Consider the following 18,406-nt stretch of genomic DNA (forward strand, 5'->3'; position numbering starts at 1 on the left):
AAGGAGAGCGGCCCACATGCCGAAGATGAAGACCCACAGCGGGGCGAAGAAGCGCTTCAAGCTCACCGGCACCGGCAAGGTGAAGCGCCAGCAGGCCAACCGCCGCCACTACCTGGAGCACAAGTCCTCCCGGCTGACCCGTCGGCTGGCCTCCGACCAGATCGTCGCCCCCGGCGACGCCAAGGTCATCAAGAAGATGCTGGGCAAGTAGTCCCCACCGCATCCGTCGGGGAGCCACCCTCCCCGCCCCGCACAGATTTGACCTCCCGGCCGAGCGGCCGGGACCGAAGTGAAGGAGTACACACGTGGCACGTGTGAAGCGGGCGGTCAACGCCCACAAGAAGCGCCGGGAAATCCTCGAGCAGGCCTCCGGCTACCGCGGCCAGCGCTCGCGCCTGTACCGCAAGGCGAAGGAGCAGGTCACCCACTCGTTCGTCTACAGCTACAACGACCGCCGCAAGCGCAAGGGCGACTTCCGCCGGCTGTGGATCCAGCGGATCAACGCCGCGGCCCGCGCCAACGGCCTGACCTACAACCGCTTCATCCAGGGCCTCAAGGCCGCCGAGGTGGAGGTCGACCGCCGCATGCTCGCCGAGCTGGCCGTGAACGACCAGCAGGCGTTCGCCGGCCTGGTCGAGATCGCGAAGAACGCCCTGCCGGAGGACACCTCCGCGCCGCGCGAAGCCGCCGCCTGAGCCCAGTCGGAGCAGTGAACCTCACGGAGCGCCTGGCCGCCCAGCCGATGTCCAACCCCCGAGCCGATCGGGTCAAGGACGTCGCGGGACTGGCCGGGCGCTCCGCGCGTTCCAAGCGCGGGCTGTTCCTCGCGGAGGGCCCGCAGAACGCCCGGGAGGCCCTCGCCCGGCACCTGGAGTCCCCGTGCGTGGACGCCGTCTACGTCACCGAGGACGCCCTGGGCCGCCATCCGGACATCACCGCCCTCCTCGAGCGCGTGGCCGAGGACCGCTCCGTGTTCGTCCGCCTGGTGACGCGGGAGGTCCTCGCCGCCATGAGCGACGCGGTGACCCCGCAGGGCGTCGTCGTCGTGTGCCGCCCCCTCGACACGGACCTGGGGAGCGTGCTCGCCGCCCGGCCCCGGCTCGTGGCCGTGCTGGCCCGGGTGCAGGACCCGGGCAACGCCGGCACCGTGCTGCGCGCGGCGGACGCCGCCGGCGCGGACGCCGTGGTGCTCACCGCCGGCAGCGTGGACGTCTACAACCCCAAGACCGTGCGCTCGACCGCCGGCTCCCTCTTCCACCTGCCCGTGGTCGTGGGCGCCGAGCTGCCCGCGCTGCTCGGGGCCGCCCGCGCCGCCGGGTGCGGTGTGCTGGCCGCCGACGGCCACGGGGACGTCGACCTCGACCGGCTCCAGGACGCCTCCGCCGCCCGCGCCGCCGGAGCGGGCGGCGTCGGCACCGGGTACGACCTGGCCCGGCCCACCGTGTGGCTCTTCGGCAACGAGGCCCGGGGGCTCTCGGAGGAGGAGAAGGCGCTGGCCGACCACCGCGTCGCCGTGCCGGTGCACGGCCGGGCGGAGTCCCTCAACGTGGGCACCGCCGCGACCGTGTGCCTCTACGCCTCGGCCCGCGCGCAGCGGCGCCCCGCAGCCGGGGAGCCGAGCCGATGACCGCCGCGTACCGCACCCAGGTGGTCGGCGCCGCCCTGCTCGACGACGCGCGCCGCCCCACGGCCTTCCTCGCCGCCCAGCGGACCTATCCCGAGGAGCTGCGGGGCCTGTGGGAGTTCCCCGGCGGCAAGCAGGAGCCGCACGAGAGCTGCGAGCAGGCCCTGGTGCGGGAGTGCGCCGAGGAGCTCGGCGTGGACGTCGAGCTCCTCACGGAGGTGCCCGGCCCGCACGCGCAGGGATGGCCGCTCAAGGACACCGCCGCCATGCGGGTCTGGACGGCCGTGGCGTCCTGCGGCGAGCCGCTGCCGGTGGTGGGGGAGGACCACCTGGCCGTGCGGTGGCTCCCGCTGGACGACCCCGCGGCCGCCCTCGCCCTGCCCTGGATCCCGGCCGACCTGCCGATCGTGCACGCCCTGCTCGACCACCTCGCCCGCTGACCCCCGGGCCGTGACCGGGACCCTGCCGGCTGATCCGCCCGGTCCCGCGTGAGCCGTTCACCCGTGGTCGTCCGGGCGGTGCCGGGTCGGCGGGGAACCACCGGGGCGGTCGTGCTGACGGGGACGGTATCCGCCGTCGGCGAGACCCGCCCGCACCTCGAAGGGGTTCTGCAGCGCCGGATGCCCGCAGCGCAGCATCGACCACGACGCGGCCACGAGGTAGGCGGGCAGGAACGGCAGGCCCAGGCACTTGGCCCACTGGCTCGCGTGGCGGGACTCGTGGGCCACGAGCCGGGGCCGGGCCGCGACGTCGGCGATCCCGGCGCGGAACAGGACCACGTTGCCCACCGTGAAGGCCCCGGCCCGCGGCAGCCGGGGCCGATAGCCGAACCCGAGGACGAGCCCCTCGGGGCCGCGGACCACCCTCGTCCGCGTGGCCGCGGCCACCAGGAGACCCAGGGGCGTGGACAGGTTCGCCATGTTCCACACCTGCCGCAGGCGCGCCGATCGGCTCAGCTTCCGCGTCATGCCACCAGCCTAGGCCGATCCGGTGCGTCCCGCCCAGCTTCGAGGAACGCCTCACGGCGATCACCAGGAGCAGGAGGAGACCGGATCCGGACGGGGCTCCTCCCGGGTGGACGCGCTGCCCCCGGACCGGACATGCCACGACGTGGCGCGGGAACGGTGGGCGGCCCGCAGGGCCCGTGCCCTGGCCCGTGGGACCCGTGTCATAGACTGGGACCCGCCCGCGATCCGTGCCGATCCGGGCTTCCCCGTGCTGCATGTCCCACGGACCGTGGAACAGCGTGCGCGGACGACGCCGTCCCCGAGCCGAAGAAGTCACCAGCTGATGTCTGAACTGCCACCCGAGACCGCGCCGAGCGGCGCGGTCGACCCGACCGACGAGGCCGCGGTCACCGCCGCGGTCGAGGCGGCCCTGGCCGCCGTCGAGAACGCGAAGGACCTGGACGAGCTCAAGGAGGTCCGGCTGGCCCACGCGGGGGAGCGGTCCCCCCTGGCGCTGGCCAACCGGCAGATCGGCTCCCTGGACAAGGCGCAGAAGGCCGCCTCCGGCAAGCTGGTGGGCCAGGCCCGCGGCCGGGTGAACCAGGCGATCGCCGCCCGCACCATGGTGCTCGAGGAGGAGCGGGACGCCCGGATCCTCGTCGAGGAGTCCGTGGACGTCACCGCGGCCGGCCGGCGCCGGCGGCTGGGCGGCCGGCACCCGCTGACCAACCTCATGGAGCGCGTGGGCGAGACGTTCGTGGCCATGGGCTGGGAGGTCGCCGACGGCCCCGAGGTCGAGTCCGAGTGGTACAACTTCGACTCCCTCAACTTCAAGCCGGACCACCCCGCCCGGGAGCTGCAGGACACGTTCTTCGTGGACCCGCCCGAGGCCCACCTGGTGCTGCGCACGCACACCTCGCCGGTGCAGATGCGCACGCTGCTGACGCGTGAGCTGCCGGTCTACGTCGTCGTCCCTGGGCGCACCTACCGCACCGACGAGCTCGACGCCACGCACACCCCGGTCTTCCACCAGGTCGAGGGCCTGGCCGTGGACCGGGGGCTGTCGATGGCCGACCTCAAGGGCACGCTCGAGCACTTCGCCCGGCAGATGTTCGGCCCGGAGGCGAGGATCCGGCTGCGCCCCAACTACTTCCCCTTCACCGAGCCGTCCGCCGAGCTGGACGTGTGGCACCCGAACGCGAAGGGCGGGCCGCAGTGGATCGAGTGGGGCGGCTGCGGCATGGTCCACCCGAACGTGCTGCGCGCGGCCGGCATCGACCCCGAGGTGCACTCGGGCTTCGCCTTCGGCATGGGCATCGAGCGGACCCTCATGTTCCGCAACAACGTCCCGGACATGCGCGACATGGTCGAGGGCGACGTCCGCTTCAGCGAGCACTTCGGGATGGAGATCTAAGACATGCGAGTTCCTTTGTCATGGCTGCGCGAGCACGCCCCCGTCCCGGAGGGCGCGACCGCCGAGGACGTCCTGGCCACCCTGGTGACGGTGGGCCTCGAGGAGGAGGACGTGCACCGGCCCACGGACCACCTGAAGGGCCCGATCGTGGTGGGCCAGGTGCTCACCAAGGAGCCGGAGACCCACTCCAACGGCAAGACCGTCAACTGGTGCACCGTCCGCGTGGTCCCCGAGGGCCGGGAGCAGACCCTGACCGGCAAGGGCATCGACCCGTCCGGGGTGCAGGGCGTGATCTGCGGGGCGCACAACTTCGAGGTCGGGGACAAGGTCGTGGTGACGCTGCCCGGCGCCGTGCTGCCCGGCAACTTCACGATCTCGGCGCGCAAGACCTACGGCCACACCTCCGCCGGGATGATCGCCTCGGTGCGCGAGCTCGGCATCGGCGAGGACCACGACGGCATCCTCGTGCTCTCGACCCTCGGCCTGGACCCGGAGCTCGGCGCGGACGCCCTGGAGCTGCTCGGCCTCTACGACGAGGCCGCCGAGATCAACGTGACCCCGGACCGCGGCTACGCGTTCTCGATCCGCGGTGTGGCCCGCGAGTACTGCCACGCCGTGCACGAGCCCTTCACGGACCCGGCCGGGACCGTGGCCCCCCGGGTGCCCGCGCCGACCGCGGACGGGTTCCCCGTGACCGTCGGCGACGCCGCCCCGATCCACGGCAACCCCGGGTGCACCCGGTTCGTCGCCCGCACCGTGACCGGCATCGACGCGAGCGCCCCCACGCCCCCGTGGATGTCGGCGCGACTGCGCCTGGCCGGGATCCGCTCGATCTCCCTGCCGGTGGACGTCTCGAACTACGTGATGCTCGAGCTGGGCCAGCCGCTGCACTTCTACGACCTCGGCAAGCTGACCGGCGGCATCGGGGTCCGCCGGGCGGCGCCGGGCGAGACCCTGACCACCCTGGACGGCCGGCAGCGCGCCCTGGACCCCGAGGACCTGCTGATCACCGACGGCTCCGGGCCGATCGGCCTGGCCGGGGTGATGGGCGGGGCGGCCACCGAGGTCTCGGACGGCACCGTGGACGTGCTCGTGGAGGCGGCACGCTTCGACGAGGTCTCGATCGCCCGCACCACCCGGCGGCACCGCCTGCCCTCGGAGGCGTCCAAGCGCTTCGAGCGCGGCGTGGACCCGCAGATCGCCCCGGTCGCCGCCCAGCGCGCCGTCGAGCTGCTCGTCGAGCTGGCCGGCGGCACGGCCGGCCCCGAGGTCACGGACGTGGACGAGACCCCCGTCCGCACGGCCATCGAGCTGCCCTGGGACCACCCCGGCCGCCGCACGGGCGTGGAGTACACGGCGGAGCAGGTCGTCGCGACCCTCACCGAGCTCGGCGCGCAGGTCGAGGCGACCGACGTCGGCTGGCGCGTCGTGCCCCCGACCTGGCGGACCGACCTGGTCGAGAAGGAGGACCTGGTCGAGGAGATCGCCCGCCTCGTGGGCTACGACACGATCCCCTCGCGGCTGCCCGTGGCGCCCCCCGGCCGCGGACTGACCGCTGAGCAGCAGGCCCGCAAGCGGGTGGCCGACGCCCTCGCGGCCGCCGGGCTGACCGAGGTGCTCGCCTACCCGTTCGTCTCGCAGGCGGACAACGAGCGGTGGGGCGCCCCGGAGCCCGGGGTCCCCGTGCCGTCGGTGAAGCTGGCCAACCCCATCAGCGAGGCCCAGGGGATGCTGCGCGTGTCCCTGTTGCCGGGCCTGCTGGAGGTGCTCCGGCGCAACACCTCCCGCGGCTTCCGGGACCTGGCCCTCTACGAGATCGGGCGGGTCTTCCGCCCCGGCGAGCAGCTCGGCAGCGCGAGCATCCCCCCGCTGGGGGCGCACCCGGGCCGGGCGGTCCTCGACGAGCTCGAGGCCGGCATCCCCGCCCAGCCGCGGCACCTCGCCACGGTCCTGACCGGCAGGGACGCGGCCGAGGCCCCGTGGACCGCGCCGCGGGCCTTCGACTGGCAGGACGCCCTCGACGCCGCCCGGCTGGCCGCCGAGGTCCTGGGGGTCGAGCTGACCGTCCGCCAGGGCACGCACCAGGCGTTCCACCCCGGCCGCACCGCGGTGCTCGCCACCGCCGACGGCACCCCGCTGGGCTACGCGGGCGAGCTGCATCCCCAGCTGGTGGCCGCGCACGACCTGCCCGAGCGGACCGTGGCGATGGAGCTGAACCTCAGCTCGCTCATCGACGCCGAGGTCGAGGTCGTGCAGGCCCGCCCGATCTCCGGCTACCCGGCCGCCACCCAGGACGTCGCGCTCGTGGTGGACGCCGCCGTCCCGGCCGCCGAGCTGCGTGCCGCGCTCGAGGAGGGCGCCGGGGAGCTGCTCGAGGACGTCCGTGTCTTCGACGTCTACCAGGGCCCCGGCATCGAGGCCGGCCGCAAGTCGGTCGCCTTCGCGCTGCGCTTCCGGGCCCCGGACCGCACGCTGACCGCGGACGAGGCCTCCGCGGCCCGCGAGGCCGCCGTCGCCGTGGCCGCCGAGCGCCACGGCGCCGTGCTCCGGGGCTGACCACCCCGGGGGTCGGCCCGCTCCCGTCCCCGGGGGCGGGCCGCCCGCCGTCCCGCTGCGGCAGCCACCCCTGCGGTAACACTCGCGAACGCCGCGGCGCTCGCCGTCATCTTCGGTACTGTGGCACCGGGTCCCCGGCCGCGACCCCGGCGATCGCGACCGACCCCCTTCCCCGACCCCGTTCCAGGAGCTCAGCATGACCGAGGAGACCACCGACCGCCAGGACGCCTTCTTCGCCTTCGACGACGAGCAGGACGAGCGCGACGGCGGGCGCGCCCGCCGGCCGATCGCCTGGAAGCCGACGGCCGTGGGTCTGCTGGGGCTGCTCCTCGGGCTCGTCCTGGCGGTCAGTGCGGCCCTCGCGTGGGACGACTCCCGGCGGCTGGCCGGCTACGCGGACCGGTCCTGGGTGATCTCCGGGCAGTACCAGGACCTCACCAACGACCTGCAGACCAAGACCTGGAACCCCATCTACCGCGGGGTGCTGCCGGCGGACGAGGCCGTCACCGAGCAGCCCTTCGACTCGGGCCTGGCCGATCCGCGCGTCCCGGAGGCGGGGGAGGAGATCGTCTTCCGCGGCACGCAGACGGGTTCCCGCGAGGGCGACTTCCACGCGGAGGCCGACGCCCTGCTCGCCGTCGAGGAGGGCACCCTCCAGGTGGTCGAGACCGCCGCGGCGGGGGAGTTCGGGGACGGCGTGACCGCGGGCACCGTCACCTGGCAGCGCGTCCAGGCCGCTCTGCTGCTGCTCGCCGGCCTCGGCGCGGCCGGAGGCGGCGTCTGGTTCGCCCGCCGGCTCTACCGCCGGGAGCACTGACCCCCGCCGCACGCGCGGCGCCGCGGGCCCCTGCCGGACGCGTCCTGTCCGGCAGGGGCCCGTCGGGCCCGGTGCGGGTCAGGGCAGGGCGGGCAGCTCCCGCCGCAGCAGCCAGGCGTCGAGCAGGCCGTCGGCCTCCGCCCACCGGTGCTGGGGCACGAAGCCGCGCAGGTGCTCCCGGAAGCCCGCCGTGCTCACCCAGCCGTCCCGGTTGGCGGTGGCCCAGCCGCGCAGCAGGGCGCGGAAGGCGTCCTCGCCCACGGTCTCCCGGATCGCGTGGACGGTGAGGGCGCCCCGGACGTAGACCACGTCGTCGAAGAGCCGCACCTGTCCGGGGTCCCCGATGACGAGGTCCTGGCGCATCTTGGACAGGGTCCGGTGGGCCTTCTCCGCGTGCCAGCGGGCCGGCCGGTCGCCGGAGGCCTCGGACCAGATCCACTCCGCGTAGGACGCGAACCCCTCGTTGAGCCAGATGTCCTGCCACGAGGCGAGGACCAGGCTGTTGCCGAACCACTGGTGGGCCAGCTCGTGCGCCACCAGCCGCTGCTCCTCCCATTCGGTGCCCAGCTGGTTCTTGCCGAACACGGAGCACGCGTAGCACTCGAACGGGTCCTCCAGCGACTCGTCGACGACCACCACCGTGTAGCTCGGGAAGGGGTACGGCCCGAACCAGTCGCTGAACACGTCGATCATCCGGCCCTGCTCCGCGAACGTCTTCTCCGCCTTCTTGCGCCGCTTCCTGGAGCAGACCAGGTGCTGCGGGACGCGGGAGCCGGTCAGCTCCCGCCGCTCGTACGGGCCGATCTGCACGGTCGCGAGGTAGGGCGGCAGCGGCACCCGGGACGTGTACACCCAGTGGCGCTCGCCGTCGCGCTCCACCACGGACTCCAGCTCGCCGTGCACCACCACCTCGTAGTCGGCGTCGGCGTGGACGGCGACCCGGTAGGTCGCCCTGTGGGAGGGGTGGTCGACGCAGGGGAACCAGGTGGAGGAACCGGTGGGCTGGCCGGCGACGAGCACGCCGTCGTCGAGCTCGGCCCAGCCGATCTCGCCCCAGGGTCCGTCGAGGGACTCGGGGTACCCCTCGTAGGCCACGGTGAGCGTGAACGCCTCCCCGGCGGCGACGGTGCGCGGCAGGGTCAGCACGAGGCGGCTGCCGCGGTGGTCCGCGCGGACCCGGCGGCCGCCGAGCAGACCGCCCAGCCCGCCGGTGCCGAATTTGACGTCGGTCACGGCGAGCTCGGTGAGGTCCAGCTCGATCCGGTCCGTGTCGTGCAGCGCCCGGCAGGTCAGGGTGGCGCGCGCCTCGAGGCCGTTGTCCTCGACGTCGTAGTCGAGGTCCAGGTCGTAGTGCTCCACGGTGGCCGCACAGCACCCGACGAACGGGGTGTACGGATCCCGCGCGCCGTCCGCGCCGAGGAAGCGGTGCATCGGTGCCGGGCTCACGGGACCAGCAGCAGCTTGCCCTGGGCGGCGCGGGACTGGAGCAGCTCGTGGGCCTGCCGTGCCCGGGCGAGCGGGAACGTCTCGGCGACGCGGATGCTCAGCGACCCGTCGAGCACCGCGTCGAAGAGCTCGCCCGCACGCCAGTTCCGCTCCTTCTCGTCGAGCAGGTAGTCGTTGAGCGTGGGCCGGGTGAGGTACAGGGAGCCGTGCTGGGCGAGCCGCTGCGGGTCGAGCGGGGGGACCTGGCCGGAGGAGCCGCCGAAGAGCGCCAGGGTCCCGCGCTTGCGCAGGGCCCGGAGCGACTCGTCGAAGGTGTCCTTGCCCACCGAGTCGTAGACGACGTCGGCGCCGCGGCCGTCCGTCAGCTCCCGGACGTGCTCGGCGAAGCCCTCGTAGCCCACCAGGGCGACGTCGGCGCCGAGCGAGCGCGCGGTCTCCGCCTTCTCCGGCGAGCCCACCAGGGCGACCACCGTGGCCCCGAGCGACCGCAGCATCTGCACGGCGAGGCCGCCGACCCCGCCCGCGCCCGCGGTGACGACGGCGACGTCGCCCTCCTGCACGGGATAGGTCGAGCGGACCAGGTAGTGCGCGGTGAGGCCCTGCAGCGGCACGGCCGCCGCGACCTCGTCGGGCACCCCGGTGGGCACGCGCAGGGCCTTGTCGGCGTCCACCAGGAAGGCGTCGGCGTAGGTGCGGGAGGCCTGTGACGTGGTGATCCGGTCGCCCAGGGCGAAGTGCTCCACCTCGGAGCCCACGCCCGTGACCACGCCCATGCCCTCGGAGCCCGGGGTGAAGGGGTGCTCCACGGGGTAGACGCCCTCGCGCTGGTAGACCTCGATGAAGTTCACCCCCGCGGCGCGGGTCTCGACGAGCAGCTGGCGCGGGCCCGGTTCGAGGTCCGGGCGCTCGCCGAGGGTCAGGACCTCGGGGCCTCCGGCTCGCTCGACCATGACGCAACGGACCATGACGGGTACCTCCTGGACATCGCGGACGGGAACTCTGCCATGGTAGGCGGCAAGCCCCGCCGCACTCTCCCCGAGGGGGTCGCCGAGGGGTAGCGTGTGCACAAGAGGGGGCACGGAAATGCCCCCGTAATCATCGAGATTTGCAGACGGGAAGCGTAGATTCGGGTGCAGAGCCGTTCCGGGGGGGACACGGGAGCGGCCGTGGCCGATCCGAACCGGGGGAACCCTGACGTGCTCCGACGAAGGTGCACCCGGCTCCGGCGGCCCCCTCCCGTAGCGTGCATAAATATTGAAGACGATGCATAACTTTGAGCTAGAGTGGGCCTTATGACGTTCAGCGCAGCAGTTTCGGGGGCCTCCGGCTACGCCGGTGGTGAGGTCCTGAGGATCCTCGCCGGTCACCCGCAGATCGAGATCGGGGCCGTGGGGGCCCACTCCAACGCGGGTCAGCGGCTGGGGGAGCTGCAGCCGCACCTGCACTCCCTGGCCGACCGCGTGCTCGTCGACACCACGGTCGAGAACCTCGCCGGCCACGACGTCGTCTTCCTCGCACTTCCGCACGGCGCCTCGGCGGCGATCGCCGCGCAGCTGCCCCCGGAGACCGTGGTGATCGACGCCGGGGCCGACCACCGGCTCGACTCGGCCGAGGCGTGGGACCAGTTCTACGGGTCCGCGCACGCCGGGACCTGGCCGTACGGGCTGCCGGAGCTGATCGTCGACGAGCAGGGCGCCCGCCAGCGCGAGCAGCTCCGCGGCGCCACGCGCATCGCGGTGCCGGGCTGCTACCCGACCAGTGCCCTGCTCGCCCTGGCCCCCGGCTTCGCGGCCGGGCTCCTCGAGCCCGAGGACGTCGTGATCGTCGCGGCCTCGGGCACGTCCGGGGCCGGCAAGGCCGTGAAGGCGCACCTGCTGGGCTCGGAGGTGATGGGCTCGATGTCGCCCTACGGGGTCGGCGGGGCCCACCGGCACACCCCCGAGATCGAGCAGGGCCTGTCCCTGGCCGCGGGCGAGCGCGTGCGGATCTCCTTCACCCCCACCCTGGCGCCCATGCCGAGGGGCATTCTCACGACCGCCACCGCGCGGGTCGCCGAGGGCGTGAGCACCGCCCAGCTGCGAGAGGCCTGGGAGAGCGCCTACGTGGCGGAGCAGTTCGTCACCGTCCTGCCCGAGGGCCGGTGGCCGGCCACGAAGTCGGTGGCCGGCTCCAACCACGTCCAGCTCCAGCTGGCCCACGACGCCCGGGCGGGGCGCGTCATCGTCACCTGCGTGGTCGACAACCTCGTCAAGGGCACTGCCGGCGGTGCCGTCCAGTCCATGAACCTCGCCCTCGGCCTGCCGGAGGACACCGGCTTGAACCTCCAAGGAGTCGCACCGTGAGAACGTACCCCTCCCAGCAACCGGCCGGCACCCTGCAGGTCGACACCGCCCGCGGCGTGACCGCCGCCCAGGGCTTCCGCGCGGCCGGCACCACGGCGGGCTTCAAGGACTCCGGCGGACCGGACCTCGCCCTCGTCGTCAACGACGGGCCCCAGCACCACGTGGGGGCCGTGTACACGACCAACCGGATCAGCGCCGCGCCCGTCCAGTGGTCCAAGGCCGCGACCGCGGACGGCAGGGCCGCCGCCGTGGTCCTGAACTCCGGCGGGGCCAACGCCTGCACCGGACCGCAGGGGTTCCAGGCCTCCCACCGGACCGCCGAGCTCGTCGGCGAGGCGCTCGGGGTCGGGGCCGGCGACGTCGTGGTGTGCTCCACCGGGCTCATCGGCGTCCAGCTGCCCATGGACGTCATGGAGCGCGGCCTCCCCGGGGTCGTGGCGGCCCTCGGGGACGACGACGCCGCCGGGGCCGCCGCGGCCCGGGCCATCATGACCACCGACTCCGTCTCCAAGCAGGCCGCCTACGTCCGCGACGGGTGGACGGTCGGCGGCATGGCCAAGGGCGCGGGCATGCTCGCCCCCGGCCTGGCCACGATGCTCGTGGTGCTCACGACCGACGCCGAGCTCTCCTCCGACGCCCTGCAGTGGGCGCTCGAGGACGCGGTGAAGGTCACGTTCAACCGCACCGACTCCGACGGCTGCATGTCGACCAACGACACCGTGGTCCTGCTCGGCTCGGGCGCCTCCGGGGTCACCCCGGACGAGTTCGAGTTCAGCCAGGCCGTGACCGCCGTGTGCCACTCGCTGGCCCAGCAGCTCATCACGGACGCCGAGGGCGCGTCCCACGACATCGAGGTCACCACGGTCAACGCCGCGACCGAGAAGCAGGCCGAGGACGTGAGCCGCTCCGTGGCACGGTCCAACCTCTTCAAGGCCGCGATCTTCGGCAACGACCCCAACTGGGGCCGCGTCCTGTCCGCGGTCGGCACCACGGACGCCGCGTTCGACCCCGACCGGCTCGACGTCGCCATCAACGGGGTCGTGGTCTGCCGCAACGGCATGATCGGGGACCCGCGCGAAGGCGTGGACCTGGCCGCCGACCGCAGGGTCACCGTCCTGATCGACCTCAAGGCCGGGGACGCCGACGCGACCGTCTGGACCAACGACCTCACCCACGACTACGTCGAGGAGAACAGCGCCTACTCCAGCTGACCAGCCCGCCCACCAGCACAGCACCGACCCACGGCGCAGGAGAACGATGACCGACCACAGTGACCCGACCCGCTACGAGACCGCCCAGCTGAAGGCGGGCACCCTGATGGAGGCCCTGCCCTGGATCCAGCGCTACGCCGGCTCCGTGATGGTCTTCAAGTACGGCGGCAACGCCATGGTGTCCGAGCCCCTGCGGCAGGCCTTCGCGGAGGACATGGTGTTCCTGCGCCACGTCGGGATCAAGCCCGTCGTGGTGCACGGCGGCGGGCCCCAGATCAACCGCATGCTGGAGCGGCTGGGCATCGAGTCGGAGTTCCGCGGCGGGCTGCGGGTCACCTCCCGGGAGGCCGTCGACGCCATCCGCATGGTGCTGACCGGGCAGGTGCAGCGGGAGCTGGTCTCCCTGCTCAACGCCACCGGCCCGTACGCCGTCGGGCTCTCGGGGGAGGACGCCGAGCTGTTCCGCGCGGTCCGGCGGGGCACGGTCGTGGACGGCGAGGAGGTGGACCTCGGCCACGTGGGCGAGGTCGTCGGCGTCAATCCCGACCCCGTCACCCAGCTCCTCGAGGCCGGACGGATCCCCGTCATCTCCTCGGTCGCGCCGGAGGTCGACGCGCGCGGGCGACCCACGGGGGAGATCCTCAACGTCAACGCTGACACCGCCGCCGCCGCCGTGGCCGTGGCCCTGCGCGCCGAGAAGTTCGTGGCCCTCACGGACGTCGAGGGCCTCTACGCGGACTGGCCCGACAAGGACTCGCTCATCGCGTCCCTCTCCGCCTCGGAGCTGCGCGCGATGCTCCCCGGTCTGCAGGCCGGGATGATCCCCAAGATGGAGGCGGCGCTGCGGGCCGTGGAGGGCGGGGCGCGCCGGGCGTCCATCGTCGACGGCCGCAGCCCGCACACGTGCCTGCTCGAGATCTTCACCGACACCGGCATCGGAACCCAGCTCGTCCCCGACCAGGGAGCATCGTCATGACCGCCCAGCACACCGCCGCCCAGCACACCGCTTCCCGGTACTCCGCCCAGGCCGCCCTGCTCGGCGAGTACGCCGACTCGCTGCTCGGCGTCTTCGGCAGCCCGTCGCTCGTGCTCACCCACGGCAAGGGGGCCGTGGTCACCGACGCCGACGGCCGGGACTACCTCGACCTGCTCGCGGGAATCGCCGTCAACGCCCTCGGTCACGCCCACCCGCGCTGGGTGGAGATCGTCTCCCGCCAGCTGGCGACCCTCGGCCACGTCTCCAACTTCTTCACCTCCCCGCAGCAGATCGCCCTCGCCGGGAAACTGCTGTCCCTGGCCGGCGCGCCCACGGGCTCCCACGTCTTCTTCGCCAACTCCGGGGCGGAGGCCAACGAGGCCGCGTTCAAGCTCGCCCGCCGCCACGGCCACGAGCACCCCGGCCCGGACGGCCGCCCCCGGGGCACCGTCCTCGCCCTCGAGTCCGCCTTCCACGGCCGCACCATGGGCGCTCTCGCCCTGACCGCCAAGGAGGCGTACCGGGCGCCCTTCGAGCCCCTGCCGGGCGGGGTGCAGCACATCCCCGCGACCGTCGAGGCCCTCGAGGAGCACCTCGACGGGACCGTCGCCGCGCTCATCGTGGAGCCCGTCCAGGGCGAGGCCGGCGTGCGCGAGCTGCCCGAGGGCTACCTCCGGCGCGCCCGGGAGCTGACCCGCCGGCACGGCGCGCTGCTGGTCGTGGACGAGGTGCAGACCGGGGTGGGCCGCACCGGCCGCTGGTTCGCCTCCGCCGCCGAGCTCACCGGCGCCGAGCTGCCGGACGCGATCACCCTGGCCAAGGGGCTCGGCGGCGGCTTCCCGATCGGGGCGATGCTGACGGTCGGCCCGGAGGTCTCCGCGCTGCTCGGAGCCGGCCAGCACGGCACGACCTTCGGCGGCAACCCGCCGGCCACCGCCGCGGGCCTCGCGACCGTCACCGTGATCGAGGAGGACGGTCTGCTCGAGCACGCCCGCGCCGTGGGCGCCGAGCTCGGCGAGGGGCTGCGCGCGATCCCCGGGATCGGCGCCGTGCGCCAGCGCGGCCTGCTGATCGGCGCCGACCTCGAGGTCCCCGAAGGAGCCGCCGCCCCGTTCGGCCCGGCCGTGGTCGAGGCCGCCCGGGACGCCGGGTTCATCGTCAACGCCACCGGCCCCGGGACCCTGCGCCTGGCCCCGCCCCTGATCCTGACCCAGGAGCAGGCACGCACCTTCCTCGACGCCCTCCCCGCGATCCTGCGCACCGCCACCGCCGCCGTCACGGCCCCCGCCGCGCCCGCGCCCGACACCCCGCCGAAAGAAGCATGAACCCGCCCATGATCCCCCGCCACTTCCTCGTCGACACCGACCTGTCCCAGCAGGAGCAGATCGAGGTGCTCGAGCTCGCCGCCCGCCTCAAGGCCGACCGCTGGGCCCACCGGCCCTACGCGGGGCCGCAGACCGTGGCCGTGATCTTCGACAAGACGTCGACCCGCACCCGGGTCTCCTTCTCCGCCGGGATCGCCGACCTCGGCGGCAATCCGCTGATGATCGACCCGGGGGAGTCGCAGCTGGGCAAGGAGAGCGTGGCGGACACCGCGCGGGTCTTCTCGCGGATGGTCTCGACCATCGTGTGGCGCACCTACGCCCAGTCCGGTCTGGAGGAGATGGCCGCGGCCTCGACCGTGCCCGTCGTCAACGGGCTCTCCGACGACTACCACCCGTGCCAGATCCTCGCGGACCTGCTCACGGTCCGGGAGCACCGGGGGGACCTCGCCGGGCTCACCTTCGCCTATCTCGGGGACGCCGCCAACAACATGGCCCACTCCTACCTGCTGGGCGGAGCCACCGCCGGCATGCACGTGCGCGTGTCCGGCCCGCAGAGCCACCTTCCCGACCCGGCCGTGGTGCGGGCCGCGCAGGAGCGCGCCGGGCGGACCGGAGGATCCGTGCGCGTGACGACCGACCCGGCGGAGGCGCTTACCGGGGCGGACGTCGTCTGCACCGACACCTGGGTGTCCATGGGGCAGGAGGCGGAGACCGAGGCGCGGGCACAGGTCTTCCGGGAGTACTCCGTGGACGCCGCGGCGATGGCCCGGGCGGCGCCCGGGGCACTGTTCCTGCACTGCCTGCCCGCGTTCCGCGGCTCGGAGGTCGCGGCCGAGGTCATCGATGGCCCGCAGTCCGTCGTGTGGGACGAGGCGGAGAACCGGCTGCACGCCCAGAAGGCCCTCCTCGTGTGGCTCATGGCCCGTTCGGGGCGGTACGACCTGGACGCCGCCGATGCCCCTGCCGTGCCGGCATGAGCATCCCCGCGACCAAGACGGCGCGGCAGGCCCGGATCGTGGCCCTCGTGACCGGCGGGGCGATCCACTCGCAGGCCGAGCTGGCCGCCCGGCTGGCTGTGGACGGCGTGCAGGTCACCCAGGCCACGCTCTCCCGCGACCTCGTGGAGCTGGGGGCCGTCCGGGTGCGCGACGGCTCCGGCGCCCTCGTCTACGCCGTCCCGCAGGCCGGGGCCGACCGCTCGCCCGCCGCGGGCATCACCCAGGAGGTGCTCGACGCGCGCCTGGCCAGCCTGTGCCGCGAGCTGCTGGTCACCGCCGAGGCGAGCGCGAACCTCGTGGTGCTGCGCACCCCGCCGGGCGCCGCCCAGTACTTCGCGTCCGCCATCGACACCTCCGTGCTGCCCGCCGTGCTCGGCACCATTGCCGGTGACGACACGATCATGGTGGTGTGCCGGGAGGCCGACGGCGGCCACGCCGTGGCCCGCCGGTTCCTCGAACTGGCCGAGTGAGGACCGGGACCGGGCCCACGGCGTGATCCCCGGGGTGACCCCCGGTGCGGGGCCGGTGCCCGGGCTCGCCGGGCACCGGGCGCCCCGTTGCGCGTCCGGCCCGCTCAGCGGGCCCCGTACTCCTCCAGGACCGGGATCAGGTCCGTGCGCTCGAAGACCCGGGCGAAGTCGAGGGCGGAGTGGGCGCCGGCCGTCTGCGAGGCCCCGGCCTCGAGCAGCGTCCGGACGATCGTGCCGTTGCCCCGGAAGACCGCGCTCATCAGCGCCGTCTGCCCGTTGTCGTTGACCCGGTCCGGGTCCGCCCCGGCCTCGAGCAGCGCCGCGACGGTGTCCTCGCGCTGGTGGTAGGCCGCGAGGATCAGCAGGGTGTCGCCCTTGCCGTTGGTGAGGTTCACCGGGACCCCCGCGCGCACGGCCGGCAGGAGGCTCTCCGTGTCCCCCGTCCGGGCCATCTCGAACAGGGAGAGCACGTAGGCCATCTCGTCCTCGGTCAGCTGGGGGGCCGCCTGGTCCTGGGGCTGGTGGGGCTGCTGGGGGTTCTCGGTCACGGCTGGTCCTTCGCGCTCGGTCGGATGCTGCTGCCGGCCAGTTTATCGGGGCGGGACCTGTGACACCCACCACCCCGGAAGTACCCGCGCCTTGACGTTGCAGTAACCGGCTGGCACGCTCGTGTGACGCATCTCACCCCGCGCTCGTTCCTCACGCCGGTGCCCCGGCACCGGGGATCCGGAGTTCCACCATGACGAATCTCGCCACCCTGCTCACCGACACGGCCGAGGCCTCCCCGGAGTCCCGGGCCGTGGTCCTCGACGACAAGGTCCTGACCTACGGGGCCCTCGACGACCTGTCCGCGCGGGTCGCGTCGATGCTCGCCGCCACCGGCATCGACCCGGGGGACCGGGTGGCGATGATCCTGCCCAACGTCCCGCACATGCCGATCGCCTACTACGGGATCCTGCGCGCGGGCGGCGTGGTCGTGCCCCTCAACCCGCTGCTCAGCCCCCGGGAGCTGGCCTACCACTTCGACGACGCCGAGGTGTCCCTGGTGCTCGTCTGGGAGGCCGTGGCCGGGGCCACCCGCGCCGCGGTCGCGGACCTGGGCCGGGACGTCCGGGTGGTCGAGGTCTCGGCCGCCGGGACGCTCCAGGCCCTCGGGGAGGTCCCGCCGCGGCCGGGCGTCGCCGAGCGCGCCGACGACGAGCCCGCCGTGCTGCTCTACACCTCCGGGACCACGGGCCGGCCCAAGGGCGCCGTCCTGACGCACCACAACCTGCGCACCAACGCGGAGCTGTCCGCGCGCCTGTTCGACCTCGCGCCCGGCGACGTCATGTTCGGGGCCCTGCCGTTCTTCCACGTGTTCGGCCAGACCGTGGCGCTCAACGGCGTCGTCCAGGCCGGGGCGACCGTCACGCTGCTGCCGCGCTTCGATCCGGCCAGGGCGCTGGAGATCCTGGCGCGAGACGAGGTCACGGTCTTCGCCGGGGTGCCGAGCATGTACGTGGCGCTGCTCGCCGCGGCGGACGGGGGGCCGGTCGAGCTGCCGCACCTGCGGGCCGGGGTCTCGGGAGGGTCCCCGTTGCCGGTCGAGGTGCTGGATCGCTTCGAGACGGTCTTCGGCGCGCCGATCTACGAGGGCTACGGCCTGTCCGAGACCTCTCCGGTGGTGTGCTTCAACCAGAAGGACCGGGGCCGCCGACCGGGCTCGATCGGCACCGTGGTGCAGGGCGCGCGGCTCAAGGTCGTGGACGACCGAGGCGAGGAGGTCCTCACCGGGGAGATCGGCGAGCTCGTGGTGGCCGGGGAGTACGTGATGGCCGGCTACTGGCGCAACCCGGGGGCCACCGAGGCCGCGATCCGCGACGGCTGGTTCGCCACGGGGGACCTCGCCCGGGTCGACGAGGACGGCTTCTACTACATCGTGGACCGCAAGAAGGACATGGTCCTGCGCGGCGGCTACAACGTCTACCCCCGCGAGGTCGAGGAGGTCATCTACCGGTTCCCCGGCATCGCGGAGGCCGCGGTGGTCGGGGTGCCCGACGAGGCGGTGGGTGAGGAGGTCGCCGCCGTCGTCGCCTTCCGCGACGTGCCCGAGGCGGAGCGGGACGCGAAGCTCGGCGAGCTGGACGCCTTCGTGCGCGAGCGCGTGGCCAAGTACAAGCACCCGCGCTACTACAAGGTGGTCGACGAGCTGCCCAAGGGTCCCACCGGCAAGATCCTCAAGCGCTCCCTGGACCTCGAGGGCGCCGCGCGCCGCGGCTGAGCCCGGGCAGACGGAAGGGG

At 73.8% G+C, this 18,406-nt stretch carries 18 protein-coding genes; 14 read left to right on the forward strand and 4 right to left on the reverse strand.

Annotated elements, in window-relative coordinates; genetic code table 11:
* The first annotated feature begins 16 nt into the window (after window positions 1-16).
* From rpmI to ABD220_RS01670, 4 genes are all read left to right on the forward strand, one after another.
* Window positions 17-211, forward strand: a complete 195-nt coding sequence (rpmI, locus tag ABD220_RS01655) for a 50S ribosomal protein L35 (protein WP_017832891.1) — start codon at window positions 17-19, stop codon at window positions 209-211.
* Between the two features lie 94 nt (window positions 212-305).
* Window positions 306-695: a 50S ribosomal protein L20 gene (gene rplT, locus ABD220_RS01660; RefSeq protein WP_031282709.1), complete on the forward strand. Its 390-nt coding sequence runs from the start codon at window positions 306-308 to the stop codon at window positions 693-695.
* Window positions 696-709: 14 nt separating this feature from the next.
* Entirely contained in the window at window positions 710-1,627 is a 918-nt protein-coding gene (locus ABD220_RS01665) for a TrmH family RNA methyltransferase (RefSeq protein ID WP_344119239.1), read from the forward strand.
* The gene (locus tag ABD220_RS01670) at window positions 1,624-2,064 is read left to right on the forward strand and encodes a (deoxy)nucleoside triphosphate pyrophosphohydrolase (RefSeq protein ID WP_344119241.1); all 441 of its coding nucleotides are present in this window, start codon (window positions 1,624-1,626) and stop codon (window positions 2,062-2,064) included. The genes ABD220_RS01665 and ABD220_RS01670 overlap by 4 nt, the downstream gene beginning before the upstream one ends.
* A 57-nt stretch (window positions 2,065-2,121) precedes the next feature.
* Here the strand turns inward: ABD220_RS01670 and ABD220_RS01675 are convergent, their stop codons facing one another.
* Window positions 2,122-2,592 (reverse strand): hypothetical protein, encoded by a 471-nt coding sequence (locus ABD220_RS01675; protein WP_344119243.1) that lies wholly within the window; start codon window positions 2,590-2,592, stop codon window positions 2,122-2,124.
* Window positions 2,593-2,914: 322 nt separating this feature from the next.
* On the opposite strand from ABD220_RS01675, the gene pheS reads away from it, so the two are divergent.
* The 3 genes from pheS to ABD220_RS01690 all read left to right on the forward strand — a co-directional run bounded on the left by pheS (window position 2,915) and on the right by ABD220_RS01690 (window position 7,358).
* Window positions 2,915-3,985, forward strand: coding sequence for a phenylalanine--tRNA ligase subunit alpha (pheS, locus tag ABD220_RS01680; RefSeq protein ID WP_344119245.1), 1,071 nt, complete (start codon window positions 2,915-2,917; stop codon window positions 3,983-3,985).
* Between the two features lie 3 nt (window positions 3,986-3,988).
* On the forward strand, window positions 3,989-6,541 hold the full coding sequence (pheT, locus tag ABD220_RS01685; protein ID WP_344119247.1) for a phenylalanine--tRNA ligase subunit beta: 2,553 nt from the start codon (window positions 3,989-3,991) through the stop codon (window positions 6,539-6,541).
* 196 nt (window positions 6,542-6,737) lie between these two features.
* On the forward strand, window positions 6,738-7,358 hold the full coding sequence (locus ABD220_RS01690) for a hypothetical protein (protein ID WP_344119249.1): 621 nt from the start codon (window positions 6,738-6,740) through the stop codon (window positions 7,356-7,358).
* Window positions 7,359-7,436: 78 nt separating this feature from the next.
* Here ABD220_RS01690 and ABD220_RS01695 read toward each other — a convergent pair whose 3' ends face one another.
* Complete coding sequence (locus tag ABD220_RS01695; protein WP_344119251.1) at window positions 7,437-8,804, reverse strand: M1 family metallopeptidase; 1,368 nt, start codon at window positions 8,802-8,804, stop codon at window positions 7,437-7,439.
* On the reverse strand, window positions 8,801-9,769 hold the full coding sequence (locus ABD220_RS01700; RefSeq protein ID WP_344119252.1) for a quinone oxidoreductase family protein: 969 nt from the start codon (window positions 9,767-9,769) through the stop codon (window positions 8,801-8,803). The genes ABD220_RS01695 and ABD220_RS01700 overlap by 4 nt, the downstream gene beginning before the upstream one ends.
* Before the next feature lie 327 nt (window positions 9,770-10,096).
* Here ABD220_RS01700 and argC point away from each other — a divergent pair, with 327 nt between their 5' ends.
* The 6 genes from argC to ABD220_RS01730 are packed head-to-tail and all read left to right on the forward strand — an operon-like array spanning window position 10,097 to window position 16,126.
* Window positions 10,097-11,146, forward strand: coding sequence for an N-acetyl-gamma-glutamyl-phosphate reductase (gene argC, locus ABD220_RS01705; RefSeq protein WP_344119254.1), 1,050 nt, complete (start codon window positions 10,097-10,099; stop codon window positions 11,144-11,146).
* Entirely contained in the window at window positions 11,143-12,357 is a 1,215-nt protein-coding gene (gene argJ / locus ABD220_RS01710) for a bifunctional glutamate N-acetyltransferase/amino-acid acetyltransferase ArgJ (protein WP_344119256.1), read from the forward strand. Before argC ends, argJ begins: the two co-directional genes overlap by 4 nt.
* A gap of 46 nt (window positions 12,358-12,403) precedes the next feature.
* Complete coding sequence (argB, locus tag ABD220_RS01715) at window positions 12,404-13,333, forward strand: acetylglutamate kinase (protein ID WP_344119258.1); 930 nt, start codon at window positions 12,404-12,406, stop codon at window positions 13,331-13,333.
* Window positions 13,330-14,658 carry an acetylornithine transaminase gene (locus tag ABD220_RS01720; RefSeq protein WP_344119259.1) on the forward strand — a complete coding sequence of 443 codons (1,329 nt, stop codon included), beginning with the start codon at window positions 13,330-13,332 and terminating at the stop codon, window positions 14,656-14,658. Before argB ends, ABD220_RS01720 begins: the two co-directional genes overlap by 4 nt.
* Window positions 14,655-15,635: an ornithine carbamoyltransferase gene (gene argF, locus ABD220_RS01725; RefSeq protein ID WP_344119261.1), complete on the forward strand. Its 981-nt coding sequence runs from the start codon at window positions 14,655-14,657 to the stop codon at window positions 15,633-15,635. The genes ABD220_RS01720 and argF overlap by 4 nt, the downstream gene beginning before the upstream one ends.
* Window positions 15,632-16,126 carry an arginine repressor gene (locus tag ABD220_RS01730; RefSeq protein ID WP_344119263.1) on the forward strand — a complete coding sequence of 165 codons (495 nt, stop codon included), beginning with the start codon at window positions 15,632-15,634 and terminating at the stop codon, window positions 16,124-16,126. Before argF ends, ABD220_RS01730 begins: the two co-directional genes overlap by 4 nt.
* A gap of 104 nt (window positions 16,127-16,230) precedes the next feature.
* Here ABD220_RS01730 and ABD220_RS01735 read toward each other — a convergent pair whose 3' ends face one another.
* Window positions 16,231-16,674, reverse strand: coding sequence for an ankyrin repeat domain-containing protein (locus ABD220_RS01735; RefSeq protein ID WP_344119265.1), 444 nt, complete (start codon window positions 16,672-16,674; stop codon window positions 16,231-16,233).
* A 191-nt stretch (window positions 16,675-16,865) separates the two neighbouring features.
* Here ABD220_RS01735 and ABD220_RS01740 point away from each other — a divergent pair, with 191 nt between their 5' ends.
* Complete coding sequence (locus tag ABD220_RS01740) at window positions 16,866-18,386, forward strand: long-chain-fatty-acid--CoA ligase (protein ID WP_344119267.1); 1,521 nt, start codon at window positions 16,866-16,868, stop codon at window positions 18,384-18,386.
* Window positions 18,387-18,406: the final 20 nt, after the last annotated feature.

It is taken from the genome of Kocuria aegyptia (genome assembly GCF_039530085.1).
Lineage (GTDB): Bacteria > Actinomycetota > Actinomycetes > Actinomycetales > Micrococcaceae > Kocuria > Kocuria aegyptia.

Excerpts from the sequence above, each read along its gene's own strand:
- ABD220_RS01700 (WP_344119252.1), bottom strand. The coding sequence starts at position 9,769 with ATGGTCCGTTGCGTCATGGTCGAGCGAGCCGGAGGCCCCGAGGTCCTG.
- ABD220_RS01740 (WP_344119267.1), top strand. The coding sequence starts at position 16,866 with ATGACGAATCTCGCCACCCTGCTCACCGACACGGCCGAGGCCTCCCCG.
- ABD220_RS01730 (WP_344119263.1), top strand. The coding sequence starts at position 15,632 with ATGAGCATCCCCGCGACCAAGACGGCGCGGCAGGCCCGGATCGTGGCC.
- rpmI (WP_017832891.1), top strand. The coding sequence starts at position 17 with ATGCCGAAGATGAAGACCCACAGCGGGGCGAAGAAGCGCTTCAAGCTC.
- argF (WP_344119261.1), top strand. The coding sequence starts at position 14,655 with ATGAACCCGCCCATGATCCCCCGCCACTTCCTCGTCGACACCGACCTG.
- ABD220_RS01690 (WP_344119249.1), top strand. The coding sequence starts at position 6,738 with ATGACCGAGGAGACCACCGACCGCCAGGACGCCTTCTTCGCCTTCGAC.
- pheS (WP_344119245.1), top strand. The coding sequence starts at position 2,915 with ATGTCTGAACTGCCACCCGAGACCGCGCCGAGCGGCGCGGTCGACCCG.
- argC (WP_344119254.1), top strand. The coding sequence starts at position 10,097 with ATGACGTTCAGCGCAGCAGTTTCGGGGGCCTCCGGCTACGCCGGTGGT.
- argB (WP_344119258.1), top strand. The coding sequence starts at position 12,404 with ATGACCGACCACAGTGACCCGACCCGCTACGAGACCGCCCAGCTGAAG.
- pheT (WP_344119247.1), top strand. The coding sequence starts at position 3,989 with ATGCGAGTTCCTTTGTCATGGCTGCGCGAGCACGCCCCCGTCCCGGAG.
- ABD220_RS01720 (WP_344119259.1), top strand. The coding sequence starts at position 13,330 with ATGACCGCCCAGCACACCGCCGCCCAGCACACCGCTTCCCGGTACTCC.
- ABD220_RS01675 (WP_344119243.1), bottom strand. The coding sequence starts at position 2,592 with ATGACGCGGAAGCTGAGCCGATCGGCGCGCCTGCGGCAGGTGTGGAAC.
- ABD220_RS01670 (WP_344119241.1), top strand. The coding sequence starts at position 1,624 with ATGACCGCCGCGTACCGCACCCAGGTGGTCGGCGCCGCCCTGCTCGAC.